We start from the raw sequence: 25,039 nt of genomic DNA on the forward strand, positions 1-25,039 counted from the left end.
CCATTCGCAACATCCAGAAACGGATAAAGCGCACAAAAATGCTGTTCGAGTCTACCCTACTTTTTCGGTAAATATCTACCCGACCAGCTCGGGCGCTCGGCTAGTTACTCTCGGCCGCAAGCACCTCGCGCAGCGTATCCAGGCTCACAGTGCCGAGTTTCAGGGCCCGGGTGTGCCAGTCACGCAGCGAGAAGTTCGCACCCGCGCGCTGCGCGGCCGCTTCCCGCAGCTGTTCCCAAATGCGCTGCCCCACCTTGTATGAGGGTGCCTGTCCCGCCCAACCGAAATAGCGGTTTACCTCAAAACGAATCGAGCCAGGATCCGCCATCATGTTTTCGGTCATGAATGCGAGCGCGAAATCGTAGTCCCACACTCGGCCACGATCATCGGCGCTGGCGAACTCGGCAGGTACTTCTTTGCCAAGGTGTACGCCGATATCGAGCACCACGCGTGCCGCACGCATCCGCTGCGCATCGAGCATCCCGAAGCGGTAGGCCGGGTCATCGAGGTAACCGAGCTCATCCATCAACCGTTCGGCATACAGAGCCCAACCCTCACCGTGTCCCGAACACCAGTTCATGCGGCGCCAGGTGTTGAGGCTCCCTTTTTGAGCCGTCGCTGTAGCGATCTGCAGGTGGTGGCCCGGAACTCCCTCGTGGTACACCGTGGTTAGCTCGCGCCAGGTGGCAAAACTGGTCACACCCTCCGGCACCGACCACCACATCTGGCCGGGGCGCGAAAAATCCTCGCTCGGGCCAGTGTAATAAATACCGCCCTCGTTGGTCGGCGCGATCATGCAGCGGATGGCACGCATCTGGTCGCTGATTTCAAAATGCGAACCGGCGAGGTCGGCAACCGCCTGATCGGCGCGCACCTGCATCCAGTCACGGAATGTTTCCGCCGACTCAATGCGGTATTTCGGGTCATCGTCGAGTCGCTGGGCAAGGTCGGCGATTGCGATACCGGGTTCAAACGAGTCGGCAATTTCACGCTGCTCGGCGATCATGCGCTGCAGTTCGGCGACACCCCACTCATAGGTTTCGTCGAGGTCAATCTCGGCACCCACAAACATTTTCGAGTTGAGCGCGTAGAGCTCGCGCCCAAACGCATCCGAGTCATTCGCGGCCGGTTCGATCTCGCGCTGCAGCGTCAGCGAGAGTCGGCCATACGCCTCGGCCGCATCTCGCGCAGCGGCCGCGAGTTCTTCAGCTAGCTCGGGCGCGATCGCTGCCCCCGCCGCCGCAAGTTCACCGAACGGCCCGTTCAATTTGGCGTAGGCAGCGGTTTGGTCGGCGAGCTCACGCACCTGGCGTTTAGCTGCCACATGCCCGCGCCGCACACCCTCGCGCAGCGTCTCGAGGTATCCCGAAACCGCTTCGGGCACCCGTCGCATTCGCTCGGCAATGACGGCGAAGTCATCGGCGCTCTCTTGCGGCATCAGGTCAAAAATTGCGCGGATGCTGTGCGCCGGCGTCGCAATATTGTTCACATCGCGATACGGCATTCCCGCGTCAATCAGCGCGAGTCTCAGTTCGAGGTCGCGACGCAACTCGAGTTCGGTCACGCGGTCGACCTCGTCCTGCACCGGCACCTCAGCCAGTTCGCGCAGCGCTCGAGCCACCAGCTCGCGGTCGCCTGCGATACCGGCCGGTGAATAGTCGGCGTAGGCGGCTAGATCGCCCGCACGTGCGAGGTCAATTCGCATTTCGGGGTAGAGCTCAACGAGTTGATCTACCCAGCGCTCACAAAACGCATCCAGCGGCGTTGCTGCCCGCGCTTCCGAAGCATCCCCTACCTGTGGCTGTGTCATTAGTGTCCTGCCTCCTGCCAGTTTTTGCCGCGTCCCACCGAAACATCCAATGGCACATCAAGATCTGCAGCTGAACCCATTTCATCGCGCACCAGCTGCTCGAGCCGCTCGGACTCTCCCTCAGCAACCTCGAAGATCAATTCGTCATGCACTTGCAGCAGCAGTTTCGATTGCAATTGTTCGCGAGTCATGCGTTCACTGATCCGAATCATCGCGATTTTAATAATGTCGGCCGCGGTGCCCTGAATCGGCGCGTTAAGTGCCGCCCGCTGCGCGTTCTCGCGGGCAACCCGGTTGGTTGAGTTGAGATCACCAAACGGACGCCGTCGACCGAACAGCGTCTGCGTGTAGCCATCCTTCGCGGCCTGCTCAACCGAGCCCCGCAGATAGTCACGCACGCGACCGAAACGTTCAAAGTACCCCGCCACCAGTGCCTTCGCCTCCGCAACCGGGATCCCCAGCTGCTTAGAAAGCCCGAAGGGGCTGAGCCCATACACGAGCCCGTATGACATGGCCTTCACCTTGGTGCGCATCTCGGGATCAACATCCTCGGGCGCAACACCAAACACCCGTGAGCCAACAAATCGGTGCGTGTCTTCCCCACGCACAAACGCGTCGATCAGATCACGGTCTTGTGAGAGGTGCGCCATGATGCGCATCTCAATTTGCGAGTAGTCGGCGGTGAGCAGCTCGCAATATCCCTCACCCGCAAGAAATGCCGACCGGATGCGCTGCCCCTCTGGGCTGCGAATCGGGATGTTTTGCAGGTTGGGGTCAGCAGAAGCCAGCCGACCGGTTGCGGCCCCGGTCTGCAAATAGGTTGTGTGGATGCGACCGTCCGCCGCCACCGACTTTCGGAGCGACTCGGTCATCTGCCGAAGTTTGGTCCAGTCACGATAGCCGCGCAGCGCTCCGAGGAACGGATGGGGCGATTTCAGCTCGAGCGATTCAAGTGACTCGGCGTCGGTTGAATAGCCGGTTTTCGTGCGTCGAGTTTTTGGCATGCCGAGCTTGTCAAATAGCACCGCCTGCAGCTGCTTTGGCGACGCGAGATTAATACGCTCGCCATCGATGGCGGCAAACGCCTGCTGCTCAAATTCTGCGGCGCGCTCCCCCTGCTCGCGCGAGAGCTCAGCCAGCAGCTCGGTGTCGATGGCGATACCGCTCGATTCCATCTGTGCCAGCACCGGGATGAGCGGCACCTCAATATCGGTAAACACCGGCTTCGTGGGTTCGGGCAGCGAAGCAACGGCGGCTTCGGTAGCGCGACGGATGAACCACGCATCCGCTCCGATCGACCCGGCGTCGACGCTGTCTCCCACCTCGTCAGCATCCAGCAGCGTTTCGGGGGCCGACTCGGGAAGCGTTTCGCCGAGTTCGCGCAACACCAGTTCGGCAAGCCGCTTTGGTACGCCCACGGGGTTGCCGAGAAATGCGGCGATACGACCATCATTAATCGGGCCGCCAATGACGATTCCCGCGTCGATTGCCTGTCGCAGCTGCGGTTTCGCGGTGAAGAAAGTTTTCGGAGTTTCGGTGGCAAGCCACTCCACCACCACTGCCAGCGCATCGGGCGTGGAAACCACCGCTGCTGAGTCGTTACCACCGAGGCCGGCCTGCAACAGCGTCGTGCTGCTCTTGGTATCGGCACCGAACACGAGCTCAACCCCGATACCGAGGGGGCAGCCGGGCTCTTGATCCGCAATCCACTCGCGCAGCTTGTCGGCGTTCAGGTCGCGATGCACCATCAGCTCAGCCGCGGGATGCGCGGCTCGGCTCACAGCGGCACCGTCACGCTCGGTTGCCAGCTTCAGCACCCGGTCTTGCAGGGTGCGAAATTGCAGCCGGGTAAACAGCTCGCGCACCGCATCCACATCCACCGGTGCGATTTCAAGCCCGTCTGGCTCGACACCGAGTTCAACATCGGTGAGCAGCTGATTGAGTTTGCGGTTACGAATCGCATTATCACGGTGTTCACGGAATGACTCGCCCACTTTGCCAGTGAGTTCGGTTTCGTGTTCGAGAATCGATTCGAGCGAACCGTACTGGTTGAGCCATTTCGCCGCGGTCTTCGGGCCGACTTTCGGAACCCCGGGCAGATTGTCGGCTTTTTCGCCCACCATCGCCGCCAGTTCTGAGTAGCGTTCGGGACCGACACCGTATTTTTCGGCGACCTTTTCGGGGGTGTAGCGGGTGAGCTTCGAAACTCCCTGCACCGCCGGATAGAGCAGCGTTGTTTCATCGTTAACCAGCTGAATTGCATCCCGGTCTCCCGAGACCACAAGCACCTGGTAGCCGTCCCGCTCACCCGCGTGCGCGAGCGTGGCGAGAATATCGTCTGCTTCAAAGTCATCTTTTTGCAGCCAGATAATGCCCATGGCTTCGAGCGCCTGCTGCAATAGCTCAATCTGCCCGCGGAACTCCGGTGGCGTTTCTTGCCGACCGGCCTTGTATTCGGGGTATTCCCGGTTGCGAAACGACTTTGATCCCGCGTCAAAGGCGACGGCAAGGTGTGAGGGGTTTTCATCCCGCAGCAGTGACAGCAGCATCGACACGAATCCGTGAATGGCGTTGGTGTGCTGCCCCTCGCTGTTCACGAAGCTGTCGACCGGCAGGGCATAGAATGCCCGAAACGCGAGCGAGTGGCCGTCGATGACCATGAGCGTGGGCTTGGGTTGCTGCTGTTTCGTTGTCACAGTGGCCAGCCTACTGGTCCGTTCAGCTGCGACGCTCCCGTTCACTCAGGAGATCCCCACCCACGCAGATCTCCACCCAAATAGGAGGCTTGAGCCCGATGCACACTCCCCCGCCACCGATCGCGCCCACCGCACATGTCGGCGAAACCATCAATGGGATGCTAGTTCCCGACCAGCTGCACATCACTCACGGCCGCGGTACGGGCGCGCTGGCGGCCACGATGCAGATCTACCTGATCGAGTTTTCGCCCGAGCGCACCGTCGCAGTGATGCCGGTCGAGGGCAATACACAGCCGCTCGGGTTGCTTCACGGCGGCGCGAACTGTGTGCTGGGTGAGTCGCTCGGGTCGATGTCGGCGTATGCCCACGCCACCACGATTTCGCCCGAGCACTACGCAGTGGGTATCGATATCAACGCCACTCACACCGCCTCAGCAACCAGCGGCTGGGTGACCGGTGAGTGCACCGCCATCAGCCTGGGCAGATCGGTAACGGTGCACGAAATCATCATTCGGGATGCGGATGGCCGCCGGTGCTCGACGGTGCGCATCACCAATCTCATTCGGAAACTCAACGGCTGACGGGCAGCGTTGCCGCTTTCCGTCAGCCGTCTGCGCCGCTGCCACACGCCTCTGATGCGGGGCGGCGGCATGAGCGGAATTATTTGCCGGTTTTTTTCGGAGCCAGCTGCTCGACAACCGCCTGGGCGACCTCGTGCATGGTGAGGCGGCGGTCCATCGAGGCTTTTTGAATCCAGCGAAACGCTTCCGGCTCGCTCAGACCCATCTTGTCGGTGAGCAGGCCCTTGGCGCGATCGACCAGCTTGCGCGTTTCAAATCGTTCGGCAAGATCGGCAACTTCGTTTTCAAGGGCCACGATCTGCTGGTGGCGTGCGAGCGCGATCTCAATCGCCGGGAGCAGGTCGTTCTGGGTGAATGGTTTGACCACATAGGCAAGCGCGCCGGCTTCAGTCGCCCGCTCGACAAGGTCACGCTGGCTGAACGCCGTAAGCAGCACCACTGGCGCGACATTGTCGTCAGTCAGCTGTTTGGCTGCGGCAATACCGTCGAGCTTCGGCATCTTGATATCCATTACGACCAGATCGGGCCGCAGCTCGCGCGCCAATGCCACAGCGGTTTCGCCGTCCCCGGCTTCGCCGACCACGTCAAATCCGTTGTCGCGAAGCGTTTCAACGATGTCAATTCGGATTAGCGACTCGTCTTCAGCGACGACGACGCGCCGTGGAACTTGGGGTGCATCAGTATCAGTCACAAAATCAGGCTACTCTACTCATGTTGAAAAACACTTCAAATTGAAGAACGCTCATTGTGAGCAACACATGCCGATGTGGCGGAATGGCAGACGCGGCGCACTCAAAATGCGCTGTCCGCAAGGACGTGTGGGTTCGACTCCCACCATCGGCACCAATTATTTGCGCTGCTTCTCGATTGCTCGCTGCTCGCGACGCACCGGCATTTCGGGCGCCCAGTAATACATACCGATACGTCGACCCTCAATCTCGTGAATCGGGATGTACATGTCGTAAATTTCGGCAAGTTTACGTTCGGTCATCACCTCGTCAGGTTTGCCCTGGACCACCACATGCCCCTCACGCATGGCAATGATGGTGTCGCTGTACACCGAGGCGAAGTTGATGTCGTGCACAACAATCACGATGGTTTTACCCAGCTCGGTCGCGATGCGGCGCAGGTGCTGCATCATGGCCACCGAGTGACGCATATCGAGGTTATTGAGCGGCTCATCAAGCAGCACATAGTCAGTGTCCTGACAGATCACCATCGCCACAAACGCACGCTGCCGCTGTCCACCCGAAAGTTCGTCGACGAAGCGGTCTTGCAGCTCAGTGAGTCCCAAAAACGCCAGCGCCTGATCGATCAGCACATTGTCGTGATCGGTGATCCGTCCCTGCGTGTGTGGAAATCGCCCGAAGGCGACGAGGTCGCGCACCGTCAGTCGAATGGTGACGTGGTTTTCCTGCCGCAAAATAGCGAGCCGCTTGGCGAGGACGGCCGATTTGGTCTTGCTGACGTCGAGACCGTCCACAGTGATCACGCCGGCATTCATCGGCTCGAGGCGGCTCATGAGGGAAAGCAGGGTTGATTTACCCGCCCCGTTCGGGCCAATAATCGATGTCACGCCGCCGGGTGGAATTCTCAACGAGACATCATCAACCACGACAGTGTCACCAAAGCGCTTCACAACCGAATCGATGGTGATCACAGCGGCTTCCTCCTCAGAATTAACACAATAAATAGCAGTCCGCCCACAAATTCCACGATCATCGCGAGTGCGATGTCGAGTTGGAACACTCGCTCCACCAGCAGCTGTCCCCCGACGAGGGCGATCATGCCGATGAGCGCCACGGTTGGCAGCATCGTGGCATGGTGCGAAACGCGCAGCATCCGATATGCCAGATGCACCACGATAAGACCGAAGAAGGTCACCGGCCCCACCAGTGCGGTTGCCACCGATACCGACAACGCCACCGAAGTGAGTGTGCGCACCCGCATCGCCCGCGGTGAAATACCCAGATTAGTGGCAACCGGTACGCCCAGCGCCATCACATCGAGCCGGCGATGATCGTACCAACTCACCGCCATGCTCATGACTAGCAAGACTGATGCTGGCAAGAGCAGCTCTTTGGGCACGTTCGTAAAGGATGCGAAAAAGGTGTTCTGCAGGGTCATGAAGGTGTCGGGGTCGATCATTCGCTGCAAAAAAGTCGAAACGCTTCGGAAAAGCATTCCGAGCACGACACCAATGAGCAGCAGCGTGTGCACCCGCACCTGAGTGTGTAGCAGCCAGCTATACAGCAGCACGGCGAAGATGACCATGCAGCCCACCTCGAGCCAAAAACTCCCGACCGTGCCGAATACGCTCGTCGCAGTTCCGCCAATCAAAAACACGATGACGGTTTGCAGCAGGATGTAAAGAGAGTCGAATCCCATGATGGATGGGGTCAGCAACCGGTTAGCGGTGATGGTCTGAAAGGTTGCGGTCGAAATCCCGATCGCAATCGCAACCAACGCGAAGGCCCAGATCGAGCGCAGTCGACGTCCGAGCACGTAGTCGACATTGCCACTGAGGTCGACCAGCAGGTACGCGGCAATGAGCGCGACCATGAACACCGCCAGCACCACCATGACGATCAGGTCCCGCCGCTGGTTCGCACGCTGAGCGGCACCGGCGGTGCTGCCGGAGTGGCGCGAATTCACCGCTATTTGACTCAGACTAGCCATGAGCCGCTCCCTTCCGCCGTGGCCGCAGCAGCATGGTGAGGAACATCGCGGCACCCACAACTGACATCACGAGCCCAAGCGGCACCTCATAGGGCCAATTAATGAGACGTCCAAAGATATCGCTCACGAGCACCAGCAGCATCCCGAGCACCAGCACCCAGGGTGCAGTTCGACGCACATTGTCACCGAGCAGCATCGCCACCAGGTTCGGAACAACGAGGCCAATAAACGGGATTGCTCCCACATGCACGACAACGATAGCTGTGTTGAGCGCCACGATAGCCAGCCCAAGCAGCACAATGCGTGTGTAGTTCAGGCCGAGGTTGGTGGTGAGGTTATCGCCCAGCCCGACCACGGTGAACCGGTCGGCAGCAATAAACGCCACGACGGTGAGGGCGGCGGCGATCCACATTAGCTCGTAGCGTCCCTCAATGATCGCGCTGAAGCTTGCCGACTGCAGGCTGCCGAGTGATTGCAGCAGGTCGGTGCGATAGGCGATAAACGACGCCACCGCGCCAATAACGTTACCGAGCATGATGCCCAATAGCGGCACCATGAGTGGGTCGCGCATCGGGATGCGTTTGAGGATGAGCATGAACAGGAGCGTCCCCGCGAGGCCGGCCAGTGCACCAACCGCAAGCTTCCCCATCACAGGAATGCCCGGAAAAAACACCATCACCAACACGATACCCAGCGCGGCCGAGTCGACCGTGCCGGCGGTAGAGGGCTCGGCAAAGCGGTTGCGCGCCAACATCTGCATGATCATGCCGCTGAGGGCCATGGCACTACCGGCAAGTAGCAGCGCAATCGTGCGTGGCACGCGGCTGGTCCACAGCAGGTTGATGTCGTTTGTGGCGCTGGAAACGCCGCCAGCGCCGGCAGCCCCGATTCCGAGGCTGACGACGCTCGCGGCCAAGGTGAGGGCGATCAGCGCCCACAACCCCCAGCGCGAAAAACTGCGCTGAAAACTATCCACCGATTGCAGCGGAGAGTTCGTCAATCATGCTCTTGGTGGTGTCAAGGCCACCACCCACGAGATACCAACTGGCCGCATCGAGGTAGGTGATTCGATCATTCTTGGCAGCATCGGTGGCGTTCACAATCGTGTTGTCGAGCACCTGCTCGGCTGCCTGTCCCTCGCGACCGATTGCCGCATCCCGGTCAATCACCAGCAGCTGTGCGGGGTTCTTTTCGCCGATGTATTCGAACGAAATCTCCTTGCCGTGACGCGCTTCGTCAGCGGCTGCCGCTTCATCTACAGATTCGAAGCCAAGGTCATCGAAAACGAAGCCGTATCGACCACCGGGGCCATAGGTGGAGAGCTTGCCACCGGAGCTCATGACAAACATGGTTTTACCGGCTTCACCGGCTTTGCCACGGAGTTCGTCAGCCGCCGCCGTGATCTCGTCAACACGTTCCTGAGCAGCTGCTTCTTCGCCGAACAGCGCTGCCAGGTCGAGTGCGCGCTCGCTCACGCTTTCAAGCCAATTTTTTGAGTCGCTCGACAGGTTCACCGTCGGGGCGATCTCCTCGAGCTGCGGCGCCTGCTCAGCCAGGCGGGCCGAGATGATGATCAGATCCGGGTCGAGTTCGGCAATCGCCTCAAAGTCGGGTTCTTTGAGCGTGCCAACGCTTTCGACATCGGCATAGTTCTTCAATGACTCGGGCAGCGACTTAGTGGCGGTACCAACCACAACATCCGACTTCCCCACCGCGTTGAGCGTGTCGAGGCTCGCATAGTCGAGTACGACCACGCGCTCGGGCACCGCATCAAGTGTGCGCTCACCGTCAACCGTGGTGAGTGTCAGATCCGCGGCGGCTGCACCCTGGCTGGGGCTTGCCGACTCGTTCGGGGCTGCCGCCGACGAGCAGGCGGTGAGGGCGAAGGCAGCTGCAGCGGCAACCGCTGCAGCATAAATGCGACGAATGCGCATACGAATAACTCCTGGTTTTTAACGAAAGTCGTGATCACTCCACGACCTATAGGTAAGGTTAGCCTTACCTAACCATGTAGCGCAAGCTTGCATTTGAACCGGGGCGCAACCGGTCCGGAGCTCGCCGCCACAGCAAGAGCTATCGAACTATTCGCGAGTGTGGCGCCCCCGGTAGGCGGGGATACTCTGGTCCTCTGCCTCGCCCACCCGATGCACGCGCACATCGTTTGTCGACCCCGGAACCCCGGGAGGCATCCCCGAAACGATGATCACCTTGTCGCCGCGCTTAGCCAGGTTGTTGTCGAGCAAATAGCGCTCCACCTGCTGGAACATCTCATCAGTGTGGGTCACCCGCTCGGCGAGCGTCGCTTCCACGCCCCAGTACAGATTCATACGCCGACAGATCGATTCGCGCGGCGTAAATCCAAGAATTGGGATGCGCGGCCGCAGGCGCGCGAGTCGGCGCACCGAGTCGCCCGACTCGGTGAACACACAGTGATACTTCGCACCAAGGAACTCGCCGAGATCGACCGCGGCCAGCGTGATCGCACCGCCCTGTGTAAACGGCTTCGTTCCGAGCGGCGGAATACGGTTCAGTCCGTGTTCCTCAGTGGATGCGATGATGCGGCTCATCGTTTCAACCGCCGCGATCGGATACTGCCCCACGCTCGTCTCCCCCGAGAGCATCAGCGCATCCGCGCCGTCAAGCACCGCGTTGGCGCAGTCGGATGCCTCGGCACGGGTGGGGCGCGGGTTACTCATCATCGACTCGAGCATCTGCGTGGCCACAATCACGGGCTTTGCACGGCGACGTGCCAGCTCAATGGCCTTCTTTTGCACGATGGGCACCGATTCGAGCGGCAATTCGACGCCCAGGTCGCCGCGCGCAACCATGATGCCGTCGAATGCATCCACGATCTCAGCCAGCCGGTCAACCGCCTGCGGTTTTTCGATCTTGGCGATTACCGGTAGTGTGACGCCCTCTTCTTCCATGATCTGGTGCACTCGATGGATGTCTTCGGGGCCGCGCACGAATGAAAGCGCGATGATATCGGCACCGATACGCAGCGCCCAGCGCAGATCAGCCTCGTCTTTTTCGCTCAGTGCGGGCACGTTCACGGCCACGCCGGGGAGGTTGATGCCCTTGTTGTTCGACACCGGGCCGGGCACTTCCACGCGCGCGGTGACAGTGGTGTCTGACACTTCGACCGCACGCAGCATCACCTTGCCATCGTCGATCAGCAACGGATCGCCCACCCGCACATCCTGCGGTAGCCCTTTGAAGGTGGTGCTCACGATCTCGTGATTACCAACGATGTCGTCAGTGGTGATCTTGAACAGCGTGCCCTCAGCCAGCTCATATGGCGCACCATCATCGAACTTACCGAGGCGAATCTTCGGCCCCTGTAGGTCGACGAGAATCGCCACCTGGTGGCCGAGTTCGGCGGCAGCCTCACGAACCAGTTCGTAGTTTTGGCTGTGCACGGTGTGGTCACCGTGACTGAGGTTGAAGCGAGTCACGTTCACACCGGCACTCAGCAGTGCGCGGATCCCCTCGGGTGTGTTGACGGCCGGTCCCAGCGTGGCAACGATCTTTGCGCGACGATTCATGATCCTCCGATCAATACGTGACGAATCCGGGCAGCACTTTACCTGACCGATGTGGTTTGACTGTCGGGGTTACCGACGGCGTCATCGGATGCATCCGGCAACGCTTCGCGGCTCTCGGCACCGGGGCGTTCGGCTCCGGTCGAATCTTGGGTGTCAACCGAATCTGCTGTCGCAGCATCTGGAGCAGTCACACCCGCAGTCTTGGCATCGGTGTCTTCGGGTACAAATGGCTCGTTCGACACATAAATGGTGCGTTCGAGAGGCGTCTCACGGTCACGGCGCGCGGCAACGATGTACACCGCCACGCCAACAAGCACCATCAGCAGCGCGCCAAACACATTGGAGCGCATCCCAAAAATCACTTCCGAATAGTCGACGCGAATCGATTCGATCGCCATTCGTCCCAGGCCGTACCAGATGAGATATCCGGCGAGCATCCGCCCGCCTCGCCAGCGCAGCATCCGTTCAAGCAGCAGCAACACGCCAACACCGGCGAGATTCCACAGCAGCTCGTACAGAAAGGTCGGATGGAAGAGCGTGCCAGCCGGCAGACCGGACGGATAGGCGGGGTTCGTCGGTAAAATTTCCAGCCCCCACGGCAGATTCGTGGGCCAGCCAAAAAGCTCGTGGTTAAACCAGTTGCCGAGTCGGCCGATTGCCTGCGCGAGCAGAATCGTCGGTGCGGCCGCATCCGCAAACGAAAGGAACCGGATGCCTCGCACCCGACACACCAACCAGGCACCGATCGCCCCGCCGATGAGCGCACCAATGATGGCGTTACCGCCCTCCCAGATCGCAAAAATATTCCAAAAATTCGCGCCGGGATAAAAATAGTCGGCCGGATGCGTAAACACGTGCCACAGTCGCGCACCAACAAGGCCCAGCAGCACCGCCGGCATCGCGATATCGATGATCACCCACGGTTCACCGCCGCGGCGGGTCATGCGCTGGTTCGTCCAGAGCACCGAGACAACAATCCCAGCCACGATGATGAGCGCATAGGTGTGGATGGTCAGCGGCCCGAGCGCGAAGGCACGCCATTCGAGCGGTGGTGACGGGATGGCGGTCAGTACCGGTGGCATTAACGTTCCGTTCCTCGAACAAGTTCGGTGGTGGTGGCAGACAACGCGGTAACACCGCCCTCGGCAAGCGACCGTACCAGCGCCGAACCAACAATCGCTCCCTCGGCGTAACCGAGCACATCGCGCACCTGGTCGGCGGTGGAAATACCGATGCCCACGCAGGCACGTTCACAGCCAAGGTCGTGCAGTCGGTCGGCCAGAATGCGGGCCGCGCGGTCGACGTCGGCTCGTGCCCCGGTAATTCCCATGGTCGAAACCGTGTAAACAAAGCCTCGCGAGACTCCGATGATTTTGCGCAGCCGCTCATCGCTCGAGGTCGGTGCCGCGAGGAAGATGCGGTCAAGATCGTATTTATCGGATGCGGTCAGCCACTCACCGGCCTCTTCGGGGATGAGATCGGGGGTCACCATACCGGCACCACCGGCATTTTTCAGATCGCGGGCGAAATTGTCGACGCCGCGAGCGTGCATCAGGTTGTAGTAGCCCATCACCACGATGGGCATATCGACCCGCGAACGCACCTGTTCGATCGCACGGAAAAGTTGGTCGACGTGAAAACCGGCCTGCAGCGCCCGCTGGCAGGCTGCCTGGATAACCGGACCGTCCATGACCGGATCGGAGTAGGGCACGCCGAACTCAAGCGCATCCACGCCGGCTTCCGAGAGCGCCACCGCGGCATCAACAGAAGTTTGAAAATCGGGAAACCCGGCGGGCAGGTAGGCGATCAGCGGGCCGCGACGCTCCGCACGGGCCCGATCAAGCACCGAGACGAGTTCACTCACAGCTGCCCCTCCCCGATCACGCGGTTCGCATCACCGAGCGCAAACCAGTTCATCGCGGTCTCCATGTCTTTGTCGCCGCGGCCCGATAGCGACACCACGATGATCGCGTCTTCACCGAGCTGCTTACCGACGCGCATCGCCCCCGCAAGCGCGTGTGCCGACTCAATTGCCGGAATAATGCCCTCGCTCTGCGAGAGCAGCCGCATCGCGGTCATCGCCTCCGAGTCGGTGGCGCCAATGTATTCTGCACGGCCAATCGAATGCAGCCACGAGTGCTCCGGGCCAACGCCCGGATAGTCGAGCCCGGCCGAGATCGAGTGCGATTCGATGGTCTGGCCATCGGCGTCCTGCATGAGCATGGTGCGCGCTCCGTGCAGCACACCAGCCCGGCCCACCTCAATTGTCGCGGCGGTACGGCCCGAGTTCAGCCCGTCACCGGCGGCCTCGACACCGTAAAGGCGCACCTGTGGATCATCGAGGAAGGCCTCGAACATGCCGATCGCGTTTGAACCGCCACCAACGCAGGCGAGCACCGCATCCGGAAGCCTTCCGGTGCGCTCAAGAATCTGTTCGCGGGCCTCTTCACTGATGACCTGCTGCAAATCACGAACCAGTGCTGGGAACGGATGCGGACCGGCTGCCGTACCAAAAAGATAGTTGGTGGTTTCAACATTCGCGACCCAGTCGCGGAATGCTTCGTTGATCGCGTCTTTCAGCGTCTGTGAACCCGAGGCCACCGAAATTACTTCGGCGCCCAGCAATCGCATCCGCGCCACATTTAGGCTCTGCCGCGCGATGTCGACCGCGCCCATATAGATGGTGCAATCAAGCCCAAACAGTGCTGCCGCGGTCGCGGTCGCAACGCCATGCTGGCCAGCGCCTGTTTCAGCAATGATGCGAGTTTTTCCGATGCGCTTGGTGAGCAGTGCCTGACCGAGCACATTGTTGATCTTGTGCGAACCGGTGTGGTTGAGATCTTCCCGTTTGAGAAAAACGCGCGCTCCCCCGCAGTGCTGCGCAAATCGCGGTGCCTCGGTGAGCAGTGACGGTCGACCGCTATATTCGCGGCCCAGACGACGAAGCTCGTCCAAAAACTCCGGGTCGCGCTTCGCCGAATCCCACTCTTGCGTCAGCTCATCAAGCGCTGCCATCAGGCTTTCGGGCACAAATCGTCCACCAAACTCGCCGAAGTAGGGACCTTCGGCGTGGCGCAGCTGCTGCTCGCTCATACGCTTCTGAACTCCTTAATGGCTGTCACCGGGTCGGAACCGGTCACGAGCGCCTCACCAATGAGCACCGCATCGGCGCCGGCATCGCGATAGGCACGCACGTGTTCGGGGCGTAGCACCGCAGATTCGGCCACCCGAACCACGCCCTCGGGATATTCCGGCGCAAGCTCGGCAAATAGTTCGGGATGCAGCTCAAAGGTCTTTAGATCGCGCGCGTTCACGCCGAGCACCCGCGCATCCACATCGAGCGCGCGCGCAAATTCATCGCGGGTGTGTGCCTCGATGAGGGCGGTCATACCGAGCTGTTCGGTGAAGCGCTTGAGCCGCTCTAGCTGTGCCTGGGTGAGGCTCGCCACGATAAGCAGCACCAGATCGGCGCCCGCGGCGCGAGCTTCAAGAATCTGGTACTCCTCGCCGATGAATTCCTTGCGCAGCACCGGGACATCAACCGCGGCACGCACCGCGCGCAGATCATCAAGCGATCCCAAAAACTTGCGTTCCTCGGTTAGCACACTGATCGCTGAGGCACCGCCCTGTTCGTATTGGCGAGCCAGCTCCGCCGGGTCGGGAATACCGGCGAGGCGCCCGCGTGAGGGCGAAGCGCGCTTCACCTCGGCAATAATGTGCACCTGATCATCGTGCTGCAGGGCTACAGCAGCAGCGATAGCCGGTGCCTGTGCGAGAGCAATACGTTCGAGTTCGGCCGTCGGCAGCTGTTCGCGACGGCGGGCAGCGTCTTCGAGCGACCCGGCAAACAGGTCGTCGAGAATCACTACGCTTCCTTCGGCCCGAGCCCCATAGCCTTCAGAATCGGCCAAATGATTGCGCCGGCAGGCACGCAAGCCACACCGATCCACACCAGCACCTCAGATTCGATGAACAGGCCAACAGCACCCAGCGCAAAACCGAACATGATCAGCGTGACGCCGATCCACCCGGCGACCGAGTGGCCCTCGTCCTCGTAGTGCTCGATGGCTGCCTGCTGGTTCGACATGCATAACTCCTTCAAGAGGTCTGGAACTCTCGCTAGTCTACTGTGAATTCTCGCGGCTGGAGACATCCTCGTCATCGAGCGTCGGATCTTCACCCGCGCTGAGTGCATCCCACTGGTCTACTCGCACGTCGGCTTTCGTTTGCGCAGCTGATTCGGATGCTACCCCGCCACCGGCTACCGCGTAACGCCGTCCGCCGCCTCGCCACAGCTGTGCGGTTGTGGCGGCCAACGCGCCGCCGATGGCGAGCAATGCCCCACCGAGCATCGCCAGCCACGGCGCAAATGTGCGAGCCGGCATTAGGTCTGCACTGCTGTTGAGCGCACCGGCCGGGTCAAGGTGCAGTTGCTGTTCGAGCTCTCGCTGCAGCACCTGTGCATCCGCCATTGTTGCCACGGTCACGACGCCGGCGATGCCGATCAGCACCAGCAGCACTCCGAGTACAACGCGCGGCCAGCGGCCAACGAGCCAGAGCGCTGCGACGCTCGCGAGACCGGCAAGCGACAGCGCCAAGGTTGCTGGATTTGCCACATCGGCACTGGCACTCAGCTGCTGACCGCCTTCGACCTGCACAGTTACCCACGGCAGCAGCGTGGCGACAAGACCCGCCAGCGCTCCGGCCAGCACCAGCAGCATCGCGGCCCGCTGGTATGCGCGTCCCCGAGCAAGCTGTGGCGAATTTATTTCGGTTGTGGTCACAGATCTCCAATCGGCTGCGTGAACCTCACAGCCAGCTCGTCCGTGTCCCAGCAGGTGCGCGTATTGCGGTGACAGGCGGCGCCCACCTGATGAACGCCGAGCAGTACGGTGTCGCGGTCGCAATCGAGCGCAACGGACACCAGCTGCTGGCTGTGGCCCGAGGTGTCTCCCTTACGCCACAGTTCCCCGCGCGAACGCGACCAGTACACCACCCGCCGGTGCCGTAGCGTCTCGGCGAGCGATTCGGCGTTCATCCACGCCATCATGAGCACCTCGCCGCTGTCAAACTGTTGCGCGATGGCGGGCACCAGCCCGTCATGGTTAAAGCACACCGAGTCGACGATCGTGGCAATCTCCGACTCGCTGAGCCCCTCAACGCTGCGCATCTGCAACCGCCTCACCGTCACCGGGTTGGCGCACGGGATAGCCGGCCTCGGCGATGGCGTGTTTCACCTCGGCGATCGTGAACTCACCGTAGTGAAAAACGCTCGCGGCCAGCACCGCATCCGCGCCAGCAGCAATCGCCGGTGCAAAATGGTCGAGTGCGCCAGCGCCACCGGATGCAATCACCGGCACAGTTGCGATCTCGCGTACCAGCCGTGTCAGCTCTAGATCAAACCCGGCCTTGGTGCCATCAGCATCCATCGAGTTGACCAACAGCTCACCGGCACCCCGCTCACACGCTTCCCGGGCCCAGGCAATCGCGTCAAGGCCGGTGCCCTTGCGGCCGCCGTGAGTGGTCACTTCAAAACCAGATTCGGTTTCGTTGCTGCGGCGAATATCGAGCGACAGCACCAGCACCTGGGCACCAAAACGCGCCGCAATTTCGTCAATGAGTTCGGGACGGGCGATCGCCGCAGAGTTCACGCCGACCTTATCGGCGCCCGAGGCGAGCAGTCGCGTGACATCCTTGACGCTGCGCACACCGCCGCCGACCGTCAGCGGTACAAACACCTGCTCGGCGGTTCGGGTGACCAGATCGTAGGTTGTCTCACGCGCATCACTGGTTGCGGTGACATCCAAAAAAGTGATCTCATCGGCGCCCTCGGCAGCATATTTGGCCGCCAGCTCAACCGGATCACCCGCATCCCGCAGGTTCAGGAAGTTGACGCCTTTCACCACGCGACCATCGGCCACATCCAGGCACGGGATAACCCGCACCGCCAACCCGTTTGCCGGCGCGGTGCCACCAGTTCCGTTCGTGGTCATTGCGATCACATCCGAGCCGCTTGCAGCGCGGTTACAAGGATGGCCCGCGCGCCGATTTCACTGAGCCGATCCATCACCTGGTTGAGATCGCCCAGCGGCACCAGCGAACGCACGGCCTTCCACTCCGGGTCGACCAGGTCGGAGACAGTCGGCGATTGGAACCCGGGGGTCACCTCGAGTGCGGCTTCGAGCCGGTCGGCTGGAATGTCGTAGTCCATCATGCTGTACTCGCGCGCCACCAGCACACCCTCGAGCCGCTTAATCAGCGTCGAAGCCGAATCCACCTTGTCGGGCGTGGAAATCAACACCGCGGTCGATTTCAAAATCACCGGACCAAAAATCTCCAGGCCAGCACCGCGCAACGTGTTGCCAGTCGAAACCACATCGGCAATTGCATCCGCGACCCCGAGCTGAATTGAAGATTCGACGGCGCCGTCAAGTTTCACGAGCTCGGCGTCGATGCCACGCTCGGCGAAATAGCGGCTCAGCAGCCCCACATAGCTCGTAGCCACGCGCTTACCCGCCAGTTCGGTGACATCAGTGAACTCGCCGGGGCGCGACGCGAAACGGAATGTCGAGTCACCGAAGTGCAACTCGCGCACCTCCTGCGCGCTCGATTCGCTGTCGAGCAGCAGGTCGCGGCCGGTAATGCCGATATCGAGCACGCCCTCACCCACATAGGTGGCAATATCGCGGGGCCGGATATAAAAAAATTCGACGTCATTGGCCGGGTCAATGGCGGTGAGTTCACGGCCTCGGCGTCCGCGATACCCCGCCTCCACAAGCATCTCGTTTGCGGTTTCAGCCAGCATGCCCTTATTCGGCACTGCGATGCGCAGCATCGTTAATTCCTTTCGAGTTGGCTGTCTCAGCAGCCGTCAAATAGCGGAAGATCAAATAGTGAGACAGGTCAGAGATAGCGATAGACGTCGTTCAGCTCGTAGCCTTTGGCGATCATCATCACCTGCAGGTGATACAGCAGCTGTGCCATCTCTTCCTGGCACTCAGCATCGCTTTCGTATTCGGCAGCCATCCAGGTTTCAGCCGCCTCTTCGACCAGCTTTTTGCCGATGAAATGCACGCCGCGATCAAGTTCGGCCACCGTACCCGACCCCTCAGGACGGGTCTGTGCTTTTTCTTTTAGCTCGGCAAAAAGAGATTCAAAGGTTTTCACGGTTATCCAGTCTAGTCGGGGCAGTGTGGCCAGAGTTTCGTCGTGCACCGGGCCACTCACACATTCAACTAATGAGCCGAGTGTCGATGCTCGGTGGCGAGCTGTCGCAGCCGGGCGATCTCCACCTCTGGTTCGCCACGGAACACGGCCGAACCAGCCACAAAAGTATCGGCACCCGCCTCGGCCGCCATCCCAATCGTGTCGGCCGAAATACCGCCGTCCACCTGCAGCCAAATTTCACTGCCGTGACGATTGGCCCACTCGCGTGCCTGCCGAAGCTTCGGCATGGTCTCGGGCATGAACTTCTGCCCGCCAAATCCCGGTTCAACGGTCATGATGAGCAGCTGATCAAAATGCTCGAGCAGCTCTTCGATCTGCGCGAACGGGGTGCCGGGGCGCAGCGCCACCCCGGCCCTGGCCCCCTGCGCACGAATATTACGGGCGATCGTTGCCGGTGCAGTTGCCGCTTCCAGGTGAAAGGTCACCGAAAACACTCCCATCTCGGCAAATTGCGGCGCCCAGCGGTCGGGATCGGCAATCATTAGGTGCAGATCGAGCGGCAGCTTATCCAGCGATTGCAGCCGCTCCACCATCGGCTGACCCATCGTGAGATTCGGCACGAAGTGGTTGTCCATCACATCCACATGGGCGGCATCAGCGGTGGCGATGCGGTCAAACTCATGTGCAAAGTTTGCAAAATCGGCGGCGAGGATGGAGGGCTGAATACGCACATCGGTCATGTTTCGAGCCTACCCGGCCGCCCGCCCACCGATCGCTACCGGTTGGGTTTGCGCAAGAGCGTCATAAACATCGCATCGGTGCCGTGGCGGTGCGGCCACAGCTGCACCGCTGTACCCTCTCCAAGCTGCCGCGGCACAAGATCAAGTTCAGGTGCGAGCGAACGGCAGGTGGCAACCGCATCCAGTACCGCTACCGGATGCGAACGCATTACCCGCCGCACCACCGCCGCAGTCTCAGCAAGATGCGGCGAACAGGTGACATAGGCGATCACCCCACCAGGTTTTGTCGCGATGATCGCCGCCGCGAGCAGCTCTTCCTGCAGCTGCGTCAACTCGGCAATATCCTCGGGGCGCTTGCGCCAGCGCGCCTCGGGGCGGCGCCGCAGGGCACCGAGCCCCGAACACGGTGCATCCACCAGCACCCGGTCGAAGCTCTCGGGCCGTTCGGCATAGACCCGACCGTCGAGCTCGGTGACCGGCAACTCTTCGTCGCCGTTTGTGAGCGGGCGCAGGGCATCACGCACAAGCTTGGCCCGGGCGGGTGTCACCTCATTGGCCTGAAACTCAGCACCGTGGCGCAACGCTTCGGCTGCGAGCACGGCCGATTTCCCGCCGGGACCGGCACACAGATCGAGTATTCGCTCGCCGGCGGCAATCGGTGCGACTCGGGTCAGGGCGAGGGCAACCAGTTGCGAGCCAGCATCCTGCACCCGCACGGTGCCCTCCCGCACCGAAGCAAAATCGATCGGGTCACCGTGGCGCAGGCGCATCGCCGTGGGGCTGGCAGTCTCGGCGGTGAGCACATCGGGATGCGCCGCCAGCAATTCGTCGCGATCGGCGCGGCCCGGCAGCGCCACCAGCTGCACGGCCGGGTTGTCGTTATCGGCTGCCAGCAGCGCCTCCAGCTCATCGGCACGGCCCTCAATATCGAGGGCGTCGCGCAGCGCTCGCACGATCCAAACGGGATGCGAATGTGCAACCGCCAGGCGTTCGATCGGGCCGGGATGTGCCGCCAGCACCGCGGTATGCCACTGTTCGGGTGTGCGTTCAGCGATGCGCCGCAGGATGGCATTGATAAATCCCACCGCGCCTCGCGAACCGCGAGCTGAGGCGACGTTCACGGTCTCGTTCACCGCGGCGTGTGTTTTGGTGCGCATCCCCAAAAGCTGATGCGCACCCAGTCGCAGCGCGTTCTTGGCCAGGGTGTCAATATCAGTGATCTCCCGCTGCGCGACAAGTTCAATGACCGCGTCGTAGTAGCCAATGAGTCGCAGTGTGCCGTAGGTGAGTTCGGTGGCCAGTGCCGCGTCGGCTCCAGTAACGCCGGCAGCGTCGAGCCGTGGCCGCAGCAACAAATTTGCATAGGCGTCATCACGTTCGACGGCAATCAACACATCGAGTGCCACCAGACGCGGATTGGATTCGGCAATCTGTACGCGACGGTGCCGCCCACCGCGGCGCCCACCGCGATCCCGCTGGCCGCTCGAGGCAATTGCACGTGCTGGGCCACGACCGCCGCCGCTGCGTGGTCGCCGCGACGGCCTATCGGCGCCGCTCATCCGAATATCACCGACTCGGCGCGGCAGCCCCGGAACCAATCGGCGGCATTCATGGCGGCTTTACCCGCGGGCTGCACGCGCACCAGCTCGAGCGCCCCGCTGCCGGTGCCCACCAGCACCGCTCCCGAGACAAGGCGCACCTGTCCCGGCTGCAGTTCCTCGTCAGCCCCGGAGCGTCGCGCCTCATGCACTTTGAATCGTGCCCCGTCGAGCTCGGTGCTGGCACCGGGTTCTGGGGTGGCACCACGAATGGTCGCGTACACCCGCTCGGCATCGAACTGCCAGTCAATTGTGCCGTCAGCGGCGCCGAGTTTTGCGGCGTGCGTGGGGGTCCCCTCTTGTGGTGTTGCCACCGCTTCGCCGCGGGCGAGCGCGTTCACGGTTTCGACCACGTCTGCGGCCCCAAGCTGCGCAAGCCGCTCGAGCAATTCTCCGGCGGTCTCGTCAGCACCAATTGGTTCGGCACGGTTCACGAAGGTCGGACCGGTATCGAGCCCGGCCTCGAGTTGGAACACGGCAATCCCGCTTTCGTGCTCCCCCGCCAGCACCGCCCGCTGCACGGGTGCCGCACCGCGCCATTTGGGCAGCTGTGAAAAGTGCAGGTTGATCCATCCCAGCCGCGGCATCGTCAGCAGCGGTTCGCGCACGATGCCGCCATAGGCGACGATAACGCCCAGGTCGGGCTGGAGTTCGGTGAGCTGTGCGGTGACCTGTTCGTCGAGTCGGTTTGTGCGGATGAGCGGCAGCCCGAGTTCGAGTGCGCGCGCCGAAACCGGTGAGGGCGTCAACACGCGTTTACGTCCGACCGGCGCATCTTCACGGCTGATCACCGCAACAATTTCGTGCTCGGATGCGGCCAGGGCTTCGAGGGTGGGCACCGCGGCATCGGGTGTACCGGCTACAACAAGTCGCATAGTTTTCTAGGGTACTCGGCTGTTGGTTGGCGTTCGGATTGCACGCGCCTCCCCTGCCTCAATGACGGCCCGGCCGGTGACCGTTCGACGACTAGGCAAAAACGCTGTGGTCATCCAGGTGCACCCGCAGCGTCGACGCTACACCGCGGCCACCGGCACCGCGGCGCGCAGTAGCCTGCGCCACCAGCTCGGTTTTGAGCGCGGTGGCAACTGCCGAGCCTGCGCGGTACCCAAAACGCAGCGTGGCCCGGTGCAGTTTCGGGTCGTCCTCATCGGGCACGGGGCCGAGTATCGACACCTCGGCAAGCTGTAGATCGCGGATGCGGCGCAACGCCGCATCGACCTCTCGCTGGGTGCCGCGCACAGTGGCCACGCGAACTGCCGGTGGAAATTCCAGTTCACGTCGCTGTTCAAGTTCGGCATCAACGATAAGCGCCTGCTGCCAAGATTGCAGCGCCGCAACCGGCTCGGAGACCGCGCCGGTGATCGCCACAATCGCGTCATCGGCCGATAGCGCGGCGGCGTTCGACCACATCCGCAGCACCTCAACCACGGTGTCGAGCGATTCGCGGGCCAGCGCAAACTCGGCATCAAGCAGCAGCGCCGCCCGGTAACCGTCTTCGGCAACCGGTTCGGCGCCACGGGTTGCCACCACGAGCGCCGGTGCCGCCCCGATCGTGACCTGCCGCTGCTGCCCATCCGCAACTATCACCGGCACCCCGGAAAACGCGCGGCCGAGCTCTTCGGCGGTGCGCTGATGCCCCACCGCGCCGGCACGCAGCGACTCGCCGCCACATTCACCGCAGTGCCAGCCGGCTTGAATCGCGCCACAAACCCGGCACGAAATCGGGGCTGAGTCTGAGCGCTGCACAATTTCCCCCGAGCAGCTGCGACAGCGAGCAATTTCCCGACAGCTCGCGCAGCGCAGCGTGGGACGATAGCCCGCACGCCCAACCTGTACGAGCACGGGCCCCTCGCGCAGTGCGCGACTGGCCGTTTGCCAGGCAAATTCGGGGATGCGCGCCGCGCTGGCTGCCGAATCGTCCCCGAGCGTTGCAGCGGCGGGAATCACGCGGGCTGCGGCCGGCCCGGGTGCTGCCATCTCGGTGAGCCAGCCGGAGGCAACCAGGCGCCGGGTTTCAAGTGATGGGGTGTGGGCCGCGAGCACCACTGAACAGCTCTGCATCGCCGCACGCATCAGCGCAACTTCGCGGGTGTGTGGATAGGGCGCCAGCGGTTCGCGATAGCTTTCGTCACCGTCATCCCAAATTGCGATGAGTCCGAGCGCTTCAGCCGGCGCCCAGACCGCCGAGCGCGTACCAACGACCACCTGCGGAATCGGCTCGAGCGCACGCAAATATTGTTCGTAGCGTGGCATCGGCTTCAGTCGCGAGTCGAATCGCCGTACCAGTTCGGCGGGGATGCGCCGCTCGAGCGCGGCAGCGGCGAGCTCCAGGTCACGAAAATCAGGAACGAGCACAATCGCCGAGTGTCCGTTCGCAAGGGTTGCTGCAGCCAGATCTGACAGCGCACCGAGGGCGCGCGGCTCATGGCCGTCAACTCCCACGGGCGGGCGCAGCGAAAACCTGCCGCCGGGGTTGATGATTGCTTCCGCCCACGGCATGGCTGCCACTTCGGCTCGCGGGTTGGAAATCCCCGAGGATGTGGCGGACTCGGATGCATTGCCGCCCACCGGGGCGCGGGATGCTTCGAGGCGTCGGGCCCGCTCCCCCGATTCGTCATCCAGCCAGCGCTGCTCGAGCCTGGCCGAACGCTTTGGGATCGCCAGACGCAGCACATCGGCGAGGGTGCCTGCCTGCCGGTCGGCGACGGCACGCGCGAGCCGCGCGAGTTCGTCGGTGAGCACGCGGGCTTCGCTCACCACCGAATCAATATCGGCCAGCCGGCCCGAGTATTCAGCCTGATCGGATACCCCAAGCACCCAACCCGAAATAATCCGACCGCCAACTCGCAGCGGCACTTTCACCCGCACGCCGGGCGCGATTGACTCTGCCAGCGGCGCCGGAATCGCATACTCAAATACGCGATCCAGCTGCGGCAGCGGAGAATCAATCGCAACCCGCGCGACGGAGGCCACGGCTATCGGATGGCTTGCTGTAGGGCCTCGACCCGGTCGGTACGTTCCCAGGTGAAATCAGGCAGCTCGCGCCCAAAGTGGCCGTAGTTCGAAGTTTGGCGATAAATCGGGCGCAGCAGCTGCAAATCGCGGATGATTGCGGCCGGTCGCAGATCGAACACCTCTCGCACAGCGGCAATGATTTTTTCGGGCTCAACCGTGTGCGTACCAAAGGTCTCGCAGTACAAGCCCACCGGCTGTGCCGAGCCGATGGCGTAGGCAACCTGAAATTCCACGCGCTTGGCGAAGCCCGCAGCCACCACGTTTTTTGCCACCCAGCGCATCGCATATGCCGCTGAGCGGTCAACCTTCGAGGGGTCTTTACCACTGAACGCACCACCGCCGTGACGTGCCATACCACCGTAGGTGTCAACGATGATTTTGCGTCCGGTGAGACCGGCATCGGCAGCCGGTCCGCCCAGCTCAAAACCACCCGAGGGGTTGATCAACAGCCGCGTCTTCGACGAGTCGAGCGCCACACGGCTCATCACCGGGCGAATCACCTCGCGTTCGAGATCCTCGGCAAGCTGCGCCTGCTCAACTTTGCCGTGCTGCGTCGAAAGCACGATTGTCTCGACAGTTTTCGGCACATCCCCGTCATAACCGCAGGTCACCTGGGTCTTGCCATCGGGGCGCAGATACGGCAGCGTGCCATTTTTTCGCACCTCGGTGAGGCGTTCGCTCAGCCGGTGCGCCAACCAGATCGGTAGCGGCATCAGCTCGGGCGTTTCATCGGTGGCATAGCCGAACATGATGCCCTGGTCGCCGGCACCCAGCCGGGCGATATCATCATCCGAATCGCCATCGCGCACCTCGAGAGCGTGGTCGACACCGGTCGCAATTTCTTCCGATTGGCTACCGATCGATACCGATACGCCGCACAGCCGGCCATCGAAACCAAAATCTGAACTCGTGTAGCCGATATCGCAAATGGTTTGGCGCACAATTCCGGCCACATCCGCGTAGCCCGTGGTGCGCACCTCGCCAGCCACATGCACCTGACCGGTGGTCACCATGGTCTCAACCGCGACTCGTGCGGCCGGGTCTTGTTCAAGCAGTGAGTCGAGGATGCCGTCCGAGATAAGATCGCAAATCTTATCCGGATGGCCCTCAGTGACCGACTCAGAGGTAAACAGTCGAAGTTCGGACATGTAAATCACCTTCCCTGGGAGTGCGCGGCTGCTGCCGCGTGGGAGAACTTTGTGAATGGG

At 61.9% G+C, this 25,039-nt stretch carries 24 protein-coding genes and 1 tRNA gene; 2 read left to right on the forward strand and 23 right to left on the reverse strand.

Features of this window, described 5'->3' with window-relative positions:
• Positions 1 to 100: 100 nt before the first annotated feature.
• The gene (locus PV375_RS08475; protein ID WP_332106927.1) at positions 101 to 1,810 is read right to left on the reverse strand and encodes a DUF885 domain-containing protein; all 1,710 of its coding nucleotides are present in this window, start codon (positions 1,808 to 1,810) and stop codon (positions 101 to 103) included.
• On the reverse strand, positions 1,810 to 4,470 hold the full coding sequence (gene polA, locus PV375_RS08480; protein ID WP_332107103.1) for a DNA polymerase I: 2,661 nt from the start codon (positions 4,468 to 4,470) through the stop codon (positions 1,810 to 1,812). Before polA ends, PV375_RS08475 begins: the two co-directional genes overlap by 1 nt.
• A 194-nt stretch (positions 4,471 to 4,664) precedes the next feature.
• Between polA and PV375_RS08485 the strand changes: the two genes are divergently transcribed.
• Positions 4,665 to 5,087 carry a PaaI family thioesterase gene (locus tag PV375_RS08485; protein WP_332107104.1) on the forward strand — a complete coding sequence of 141 codons (423 nt, stop codon included), beginning with the start codon at positions 4,665 to 4,667 and terminating at the stop codon, positions 5,085 to 5,087.
• Between the two features lie 79 nt (positions 5,088 to 5,166).
• Here the strand turns inward: PV375_RS08485 and PV375_RS08490 are convergent, their stop codons facing one another.
• Entirely contained in the window at positions 5,167 to 5,778 is a 612-nt protein-coding gene (locus PV375_RS08490) for an ANTAR domain-containing response regulator (protein WP_201516947.1), read from the reverse strand.
• A 69-nt stretch (positions 5,779 to 5,847) separates the two neighbouring features.
• Between PV375_RS08490 and PV375_RS08495 the strand changes: the two genes are divergently transcribed.
• Positions 5,848 to 5,933: transfer RNA gene (locus PV375_RS08495), tRNA-Leu, on the forward strand.
• 1 nt (position 5,934) lies between these two features.
• On the opposite strand, the gene PV375_RS08500 is transcribed toward PV375_RS08495, so the two are convergent.
• From PV375_RS08500 to metK, 20 genes are all read right to left on the reverse strand, one after another.
• Positions 5,935 to 6,747 carry an iron ABC transporter ATP-binding protein gene (locus tag PV375_RS08500; protein WP_332106928.1) on the reverse strand — a complete coding sequence of 271 codons (813 nt, stop codon included), beginning with the start codon at positions 6,745 to 6,747 and terminating at the stop codon, positions 5,935 to 5,937.
• Positions 6,744 to 7,766, reverse strand: a complete 1,023-nt coding sequence (locus PV375_RS08505; RefSeq protein WP_332106929.1) for an iron chelate uptake ABC transporter family permease subunit — start codon at positions 7,764 to 7,766, stop codon at positions 6,744 to 6,746. The genes PV375_RS08500 and PV375_RS08505 overlap by 4 nt, the downstream gene beginning before the upstream one ends.
• The gene (locus tag PV375_RS08510) at positions 7,759 to 8,766 is read right to left on the reverse strand and encodes an ABC transporter permease (RefSeq protein ID WP_332106930.1); all 1,008 of its coding nucleotides are present in this window, start codon (positions 8,764 to 8,766) and stop codon (positions 7,759 to 7,761) included. Before PV375_RS08510 ends, PV375_RS08505 begins: the two co-directional genes overlap by 8 nt.
• Complete coding sequence (locus PV375_RS08515; RefSeq protein ID WP_332106931.1) at positions 8,735 to 9,700, reverse strand: siderophore ABC transporter substrate-binding protein; 966 nt, start codon at positions 9,698 to 9,700, stop codon at positions 8,735 to 8,737. Before PV375_RS08515 ends, PV375_RS08510 begins: the two co-directional genes overlap by 32 nt.
• A 147-nt stretch (positions 9,701 to 9,847) precedes the next feature.
• A complete protein-coding gene (pyk, locus tag PV375_RS08520; RefSeq protein WP_332106932.1) occupies positions 9,848 to 11,311 on the reverse strand; it encodes a pyruvate kinase in 1,464 nt (487 codons plus the stop codon).
• Positions 11,312 to 11,349: 38 nt separating this feature from the next.
• Positions 11,350 to 12,393: a prolipoprotein diacylglyceryl transferase gene (lgt, locus tag PV375_RS08525; RefSeq protein WP_332106933.1), complete on the reverse strand. Its 1,044-nt coding sequence runs from the start codon at positions 12,391 to 12,393 to the stop codon at positions 11,350 to 11,352.
• Positions 12,393 to 13,175, reverse strand: coding sequence for a tryptophan synthase subunit alpha (gene trpA / locus PV375_RS08530; protein WP_332106934.1), 783 nt, complete (start codon positions 13,173 to 13,175; stop codon positions 12,393 to 12,395). Before trpA ends, lgt begins: the two co-directional genes overlap by 1 nt.
• Positions 13,172 to 14,404, reverse strand: coding sequence for a tryptophan synthase subunit beta (gene trpB, locus PV375_RS08535; RefSeq protein ID WP_332106935.1), 1,233 nt, complete (start codon positions 14,402 to 14,404; stop codon positions 13,172 to 13,174). The genes trpA and trpB overlap by 4 nt, the downstream gene beginning before the upstream one ends.
• Entirely contained in the window at positions 14,401 to 15,174 is a 774-nt protein-coding gene (gene trpC / locus PV375_RS08540) for an indole-3-glycerol phosphate synthase TrpC (protein WP_332107105.1), read from the reverse strand. Before trpC ends, trpB begins: the two co-directional genes overlap by 4 nt.
• Before the next feature lie 2 nt (positions 15,175 to 15,176).
• Entirely contained in the window at positions 15,177 to 15,398 is a 222-nt protein-coding gene (locus PV375_RS08545; protein ID WP_201516939.1) for an HGxxPAAW family protein, read from the reverse strand.
• Positions 15,399 to 15,435: 37 nt separating this feature from the next.
• A complete protein-coding gene (locus PV375_RS08550) occupies positions 15,436 to 16,095 on the reverse strand; it encodes a Trp biosynthesis-associated membrane protein (protein ID WP_332106936.1) in 660 nt (219 codons plus the stop codon).
• Entirely contained in the window at positions 16,092 to 16,481 is a 390-nt protein-coding gene (gene hisI / locus PV375_RS08555; protein ID WP_332106937.1) for a phosphoribosyl-AMP cyclohydrolase, read from the reverse strand. Before hisI ends, PV375_RS08550 begins: the two co-directional genes overlap by 4 nt.
• Entirely contained in the window at positions 16,468 to 17,304 is an 837-nt protein-coding gene (gene hisF, locus PV375_RS08560; RefSeq protein ID WP_332106938.1) for an imidazole glycerol phosphate synthase subunit HisF, read from the reverse strand. The genes hisI and hisF overlap by 14 nt, the downstream gene beginning before the upstream one ends.
• Before the next feature lie 5 nt (positions 17,305 to 17,309).
• Positions 17,310 to 18,146 (reverse strand): ATP phosphoribosyltransferase, encoded by an 837-nt coding sequence (hisG, locus tag PV375_RS08565; RefSeq protein WP_332106939.1) that lies wholly within the window; start codon positions 18,144 to 18,146, stop codon positions 17,310 to 17,312.
• Between the two features lie 68 nt (positions 18,147 to 18,214).
• The gene (locus PV375_RS08570; protein ID WP_201516934.1) at positions 18,215 to 18,478 is read right to left on the reverse strand and encodes a phosphoribosyl-ATP diphosphatase; all 264 of its coding nucleotides are present in this window, start codon (positions 18,476 to 18,478) and stop codon (positions 18,215 to 18,217) included.
• Positions 18,479 to 18,546: 68 nt separating this feature from the next.
• Complete coding sequence (gene rpe / locus PV375_RS08575) at positions 18,547 to 19,218, reverse strand: ribulose-phosphate 3-epimerase (protein WP_332106940.1); 672 nt, start codon at positions 19,216 to 19,218, stop codon at positions 18,547 to 18,549.
• Between the two features lie 35 nt (positions 19,219 to 19,253).
• Positions 19,254 to 20,777 (reverse strand): transcription antitermination factor NusB, encoded by a 1,524-nt coding sequence (locus tag PV375_RS08580; protein ID WP_332106941.1) that lies wholly within the window; start codon positions 20,775 to 20,777, stop codon positions 19,254 to 19,256.
• The gene (gene fmt, locus PV375_RS08585) at positions 20,774 to 21,691 is read right to left on the reverse strand and encodes a methionyl-tRNA formyltransferase (RefSeq protein WP_332106942.1); all 918 of its coding nucleotides are present in this window, start codon (positions 21,689 to 21,691) and stop codon (positions 20,774 to 20,776) included. Before fmt ends, PV375_RS08580 begins: the two co-directional genes overlap by 4 nt.
• 91 nt (positions 21,692 to 21,782) lie before the next feature.
• A complete protein-coding gene (locus PV375_RS08590; RefSeq protein ID WP_332106943.1) occupies positions 21,783 to 23,789 on the reverse strand; it encodes a primosomal protein N' in 2,007 nt (668 codons plus the stop codon).
• 2 nt (positions 23,790 to 23,791) lie between these two features.
• Positions 23,792 to 24,979: a methionine adenosyltransferase gene (gene metK / locus PV375_RS08595; protein ID WP_332106944.1), complete on the reverse strand. Its 1,188-nt coding sequence runs from the start codon at positions 24,977 to 24,979 to the stop codon at positions 23,792 to 23,794.
• Between the last annotated feature and the right edge of the window lie 60 nt (positions 24,980 to 25,039).

The organism is Gulosibacter sp. GYB002 (assembly GCF_036577665.1).
GTDB classification, from domain to species: Bacteria; Actinomycetota; Actinomycetes; order Actinomycetales; family Microbacteriaceae; genus Gulosibacter; species Gulosibacter hominis.

Bases quoted from the DNA above. Each gene is read 5' to 3' on its own strand.
- PV375_RS08475 (WP_332106927.1), bottom strand. From the start codon at position 1,810: ATGACACAGCCACAGGTAGGGGATGCTTCGGAAGCGCGGGCAGCAACG.
- polA (WP_332107103.1), bottom strand. From the start codon at position 4,470: ATGGTCATCGACGGCCACTCGCTCGCGTTTCGGGCATTCTATGCCCTG.
- PV375_RS08485 (WP_332107104.1), top strand. From the start codon at position 4,665: ATGCTAGTTCCCGACCAGCTGCACATCACTCACGGCCGCGGTACGGGC.
- PV375_RS08505 (WP_332106929.1), bottom strand. From the start codon at position 7,766: ATGGCTAGTCTGAGTCAAATAGCGGTGAATTCGCGCCACTCCGGCAGC.
- PV375_RS08515 (WP_332106931.1), bottom strand. From the start codon at position 9,700: ATGCGCATTCGTCGCATTTATGCTGCAGCGGTTGCCGCTGCAGCTGCC.
- pyk (WP_332106932.1), bottom strand. From the start codon at position 11,311: ATGAATCGTCGCGCAAAGATCGTTGCCACGCTGGGACCGGCCGTCAAC.
- lgt (WP_332106933.1), bottom strand. From the start codon at position 12,393: ATGCCACCGGTACTGACCGCCATCCCGTCACCACCGCTCGAATGGCGT.
- trpB (WP_332106935.1), bottom strand. From the start codon at position 14,404: ATGAGCGAGCAGCAGCTGCGCCACGCCGAAGGTCCCTACTTCGGCGAG.
- PV375_RS08545 (WP_201516939.1), bottom strand. From the start codon at position 15,398: ATGTCGAACCAGCAGGCAGCCATCGAGCACTACGAGGACGAGGGCCAC.
- hisI (WP_332106937.1), bottom strand. From the start codon at position 16,481: ATGCGCAGCGTTGAGGGGCTCAGCGAGTCGGAGATTGCCACGATCGTC.
- hisF (WP_332106938.1), bottom strand. From the start codon at position 17,304: ATGACCACGAACGGAACTGGTGGCACCGCGCCGGCAAACGGGTTGGCG.
- hisG (WP_332106939.1), bottom strand. From the start codon at position 18,146: ATGCTGCGCATCGCAGTGCCGAATAAGGGCATGCTGGCTGAAACCGCA.
- rpe (WP_332106940.1), bottom strand. From the start codon at position 19,218: ATGACCGATGTGCGTATTCAGCCCTCCATCCTCGCCGCCGATTTTGCA.
- PV375_RS08580 (WP_332106941.1), bottom strand. From the start codon at position 20,777: ATGAGCGGCGCCGATAGGCCGTCGCGGCGACCACGCAGCGGCGGCGGT.
- fmt (WP_332106942.1), bottom strand. From the start codon at position 21,691: ATGCGACTTGTTGTAGCCGGTACACCCGATGCCGCGGTGCCCACCCTC.
- metK (WP_332106944.1), bottom strand. From the start codon at position 24,979: ATGTCCGAACTTCGACTGTTTACCTCTGAGTCGGTCACTGAGGGCCAT.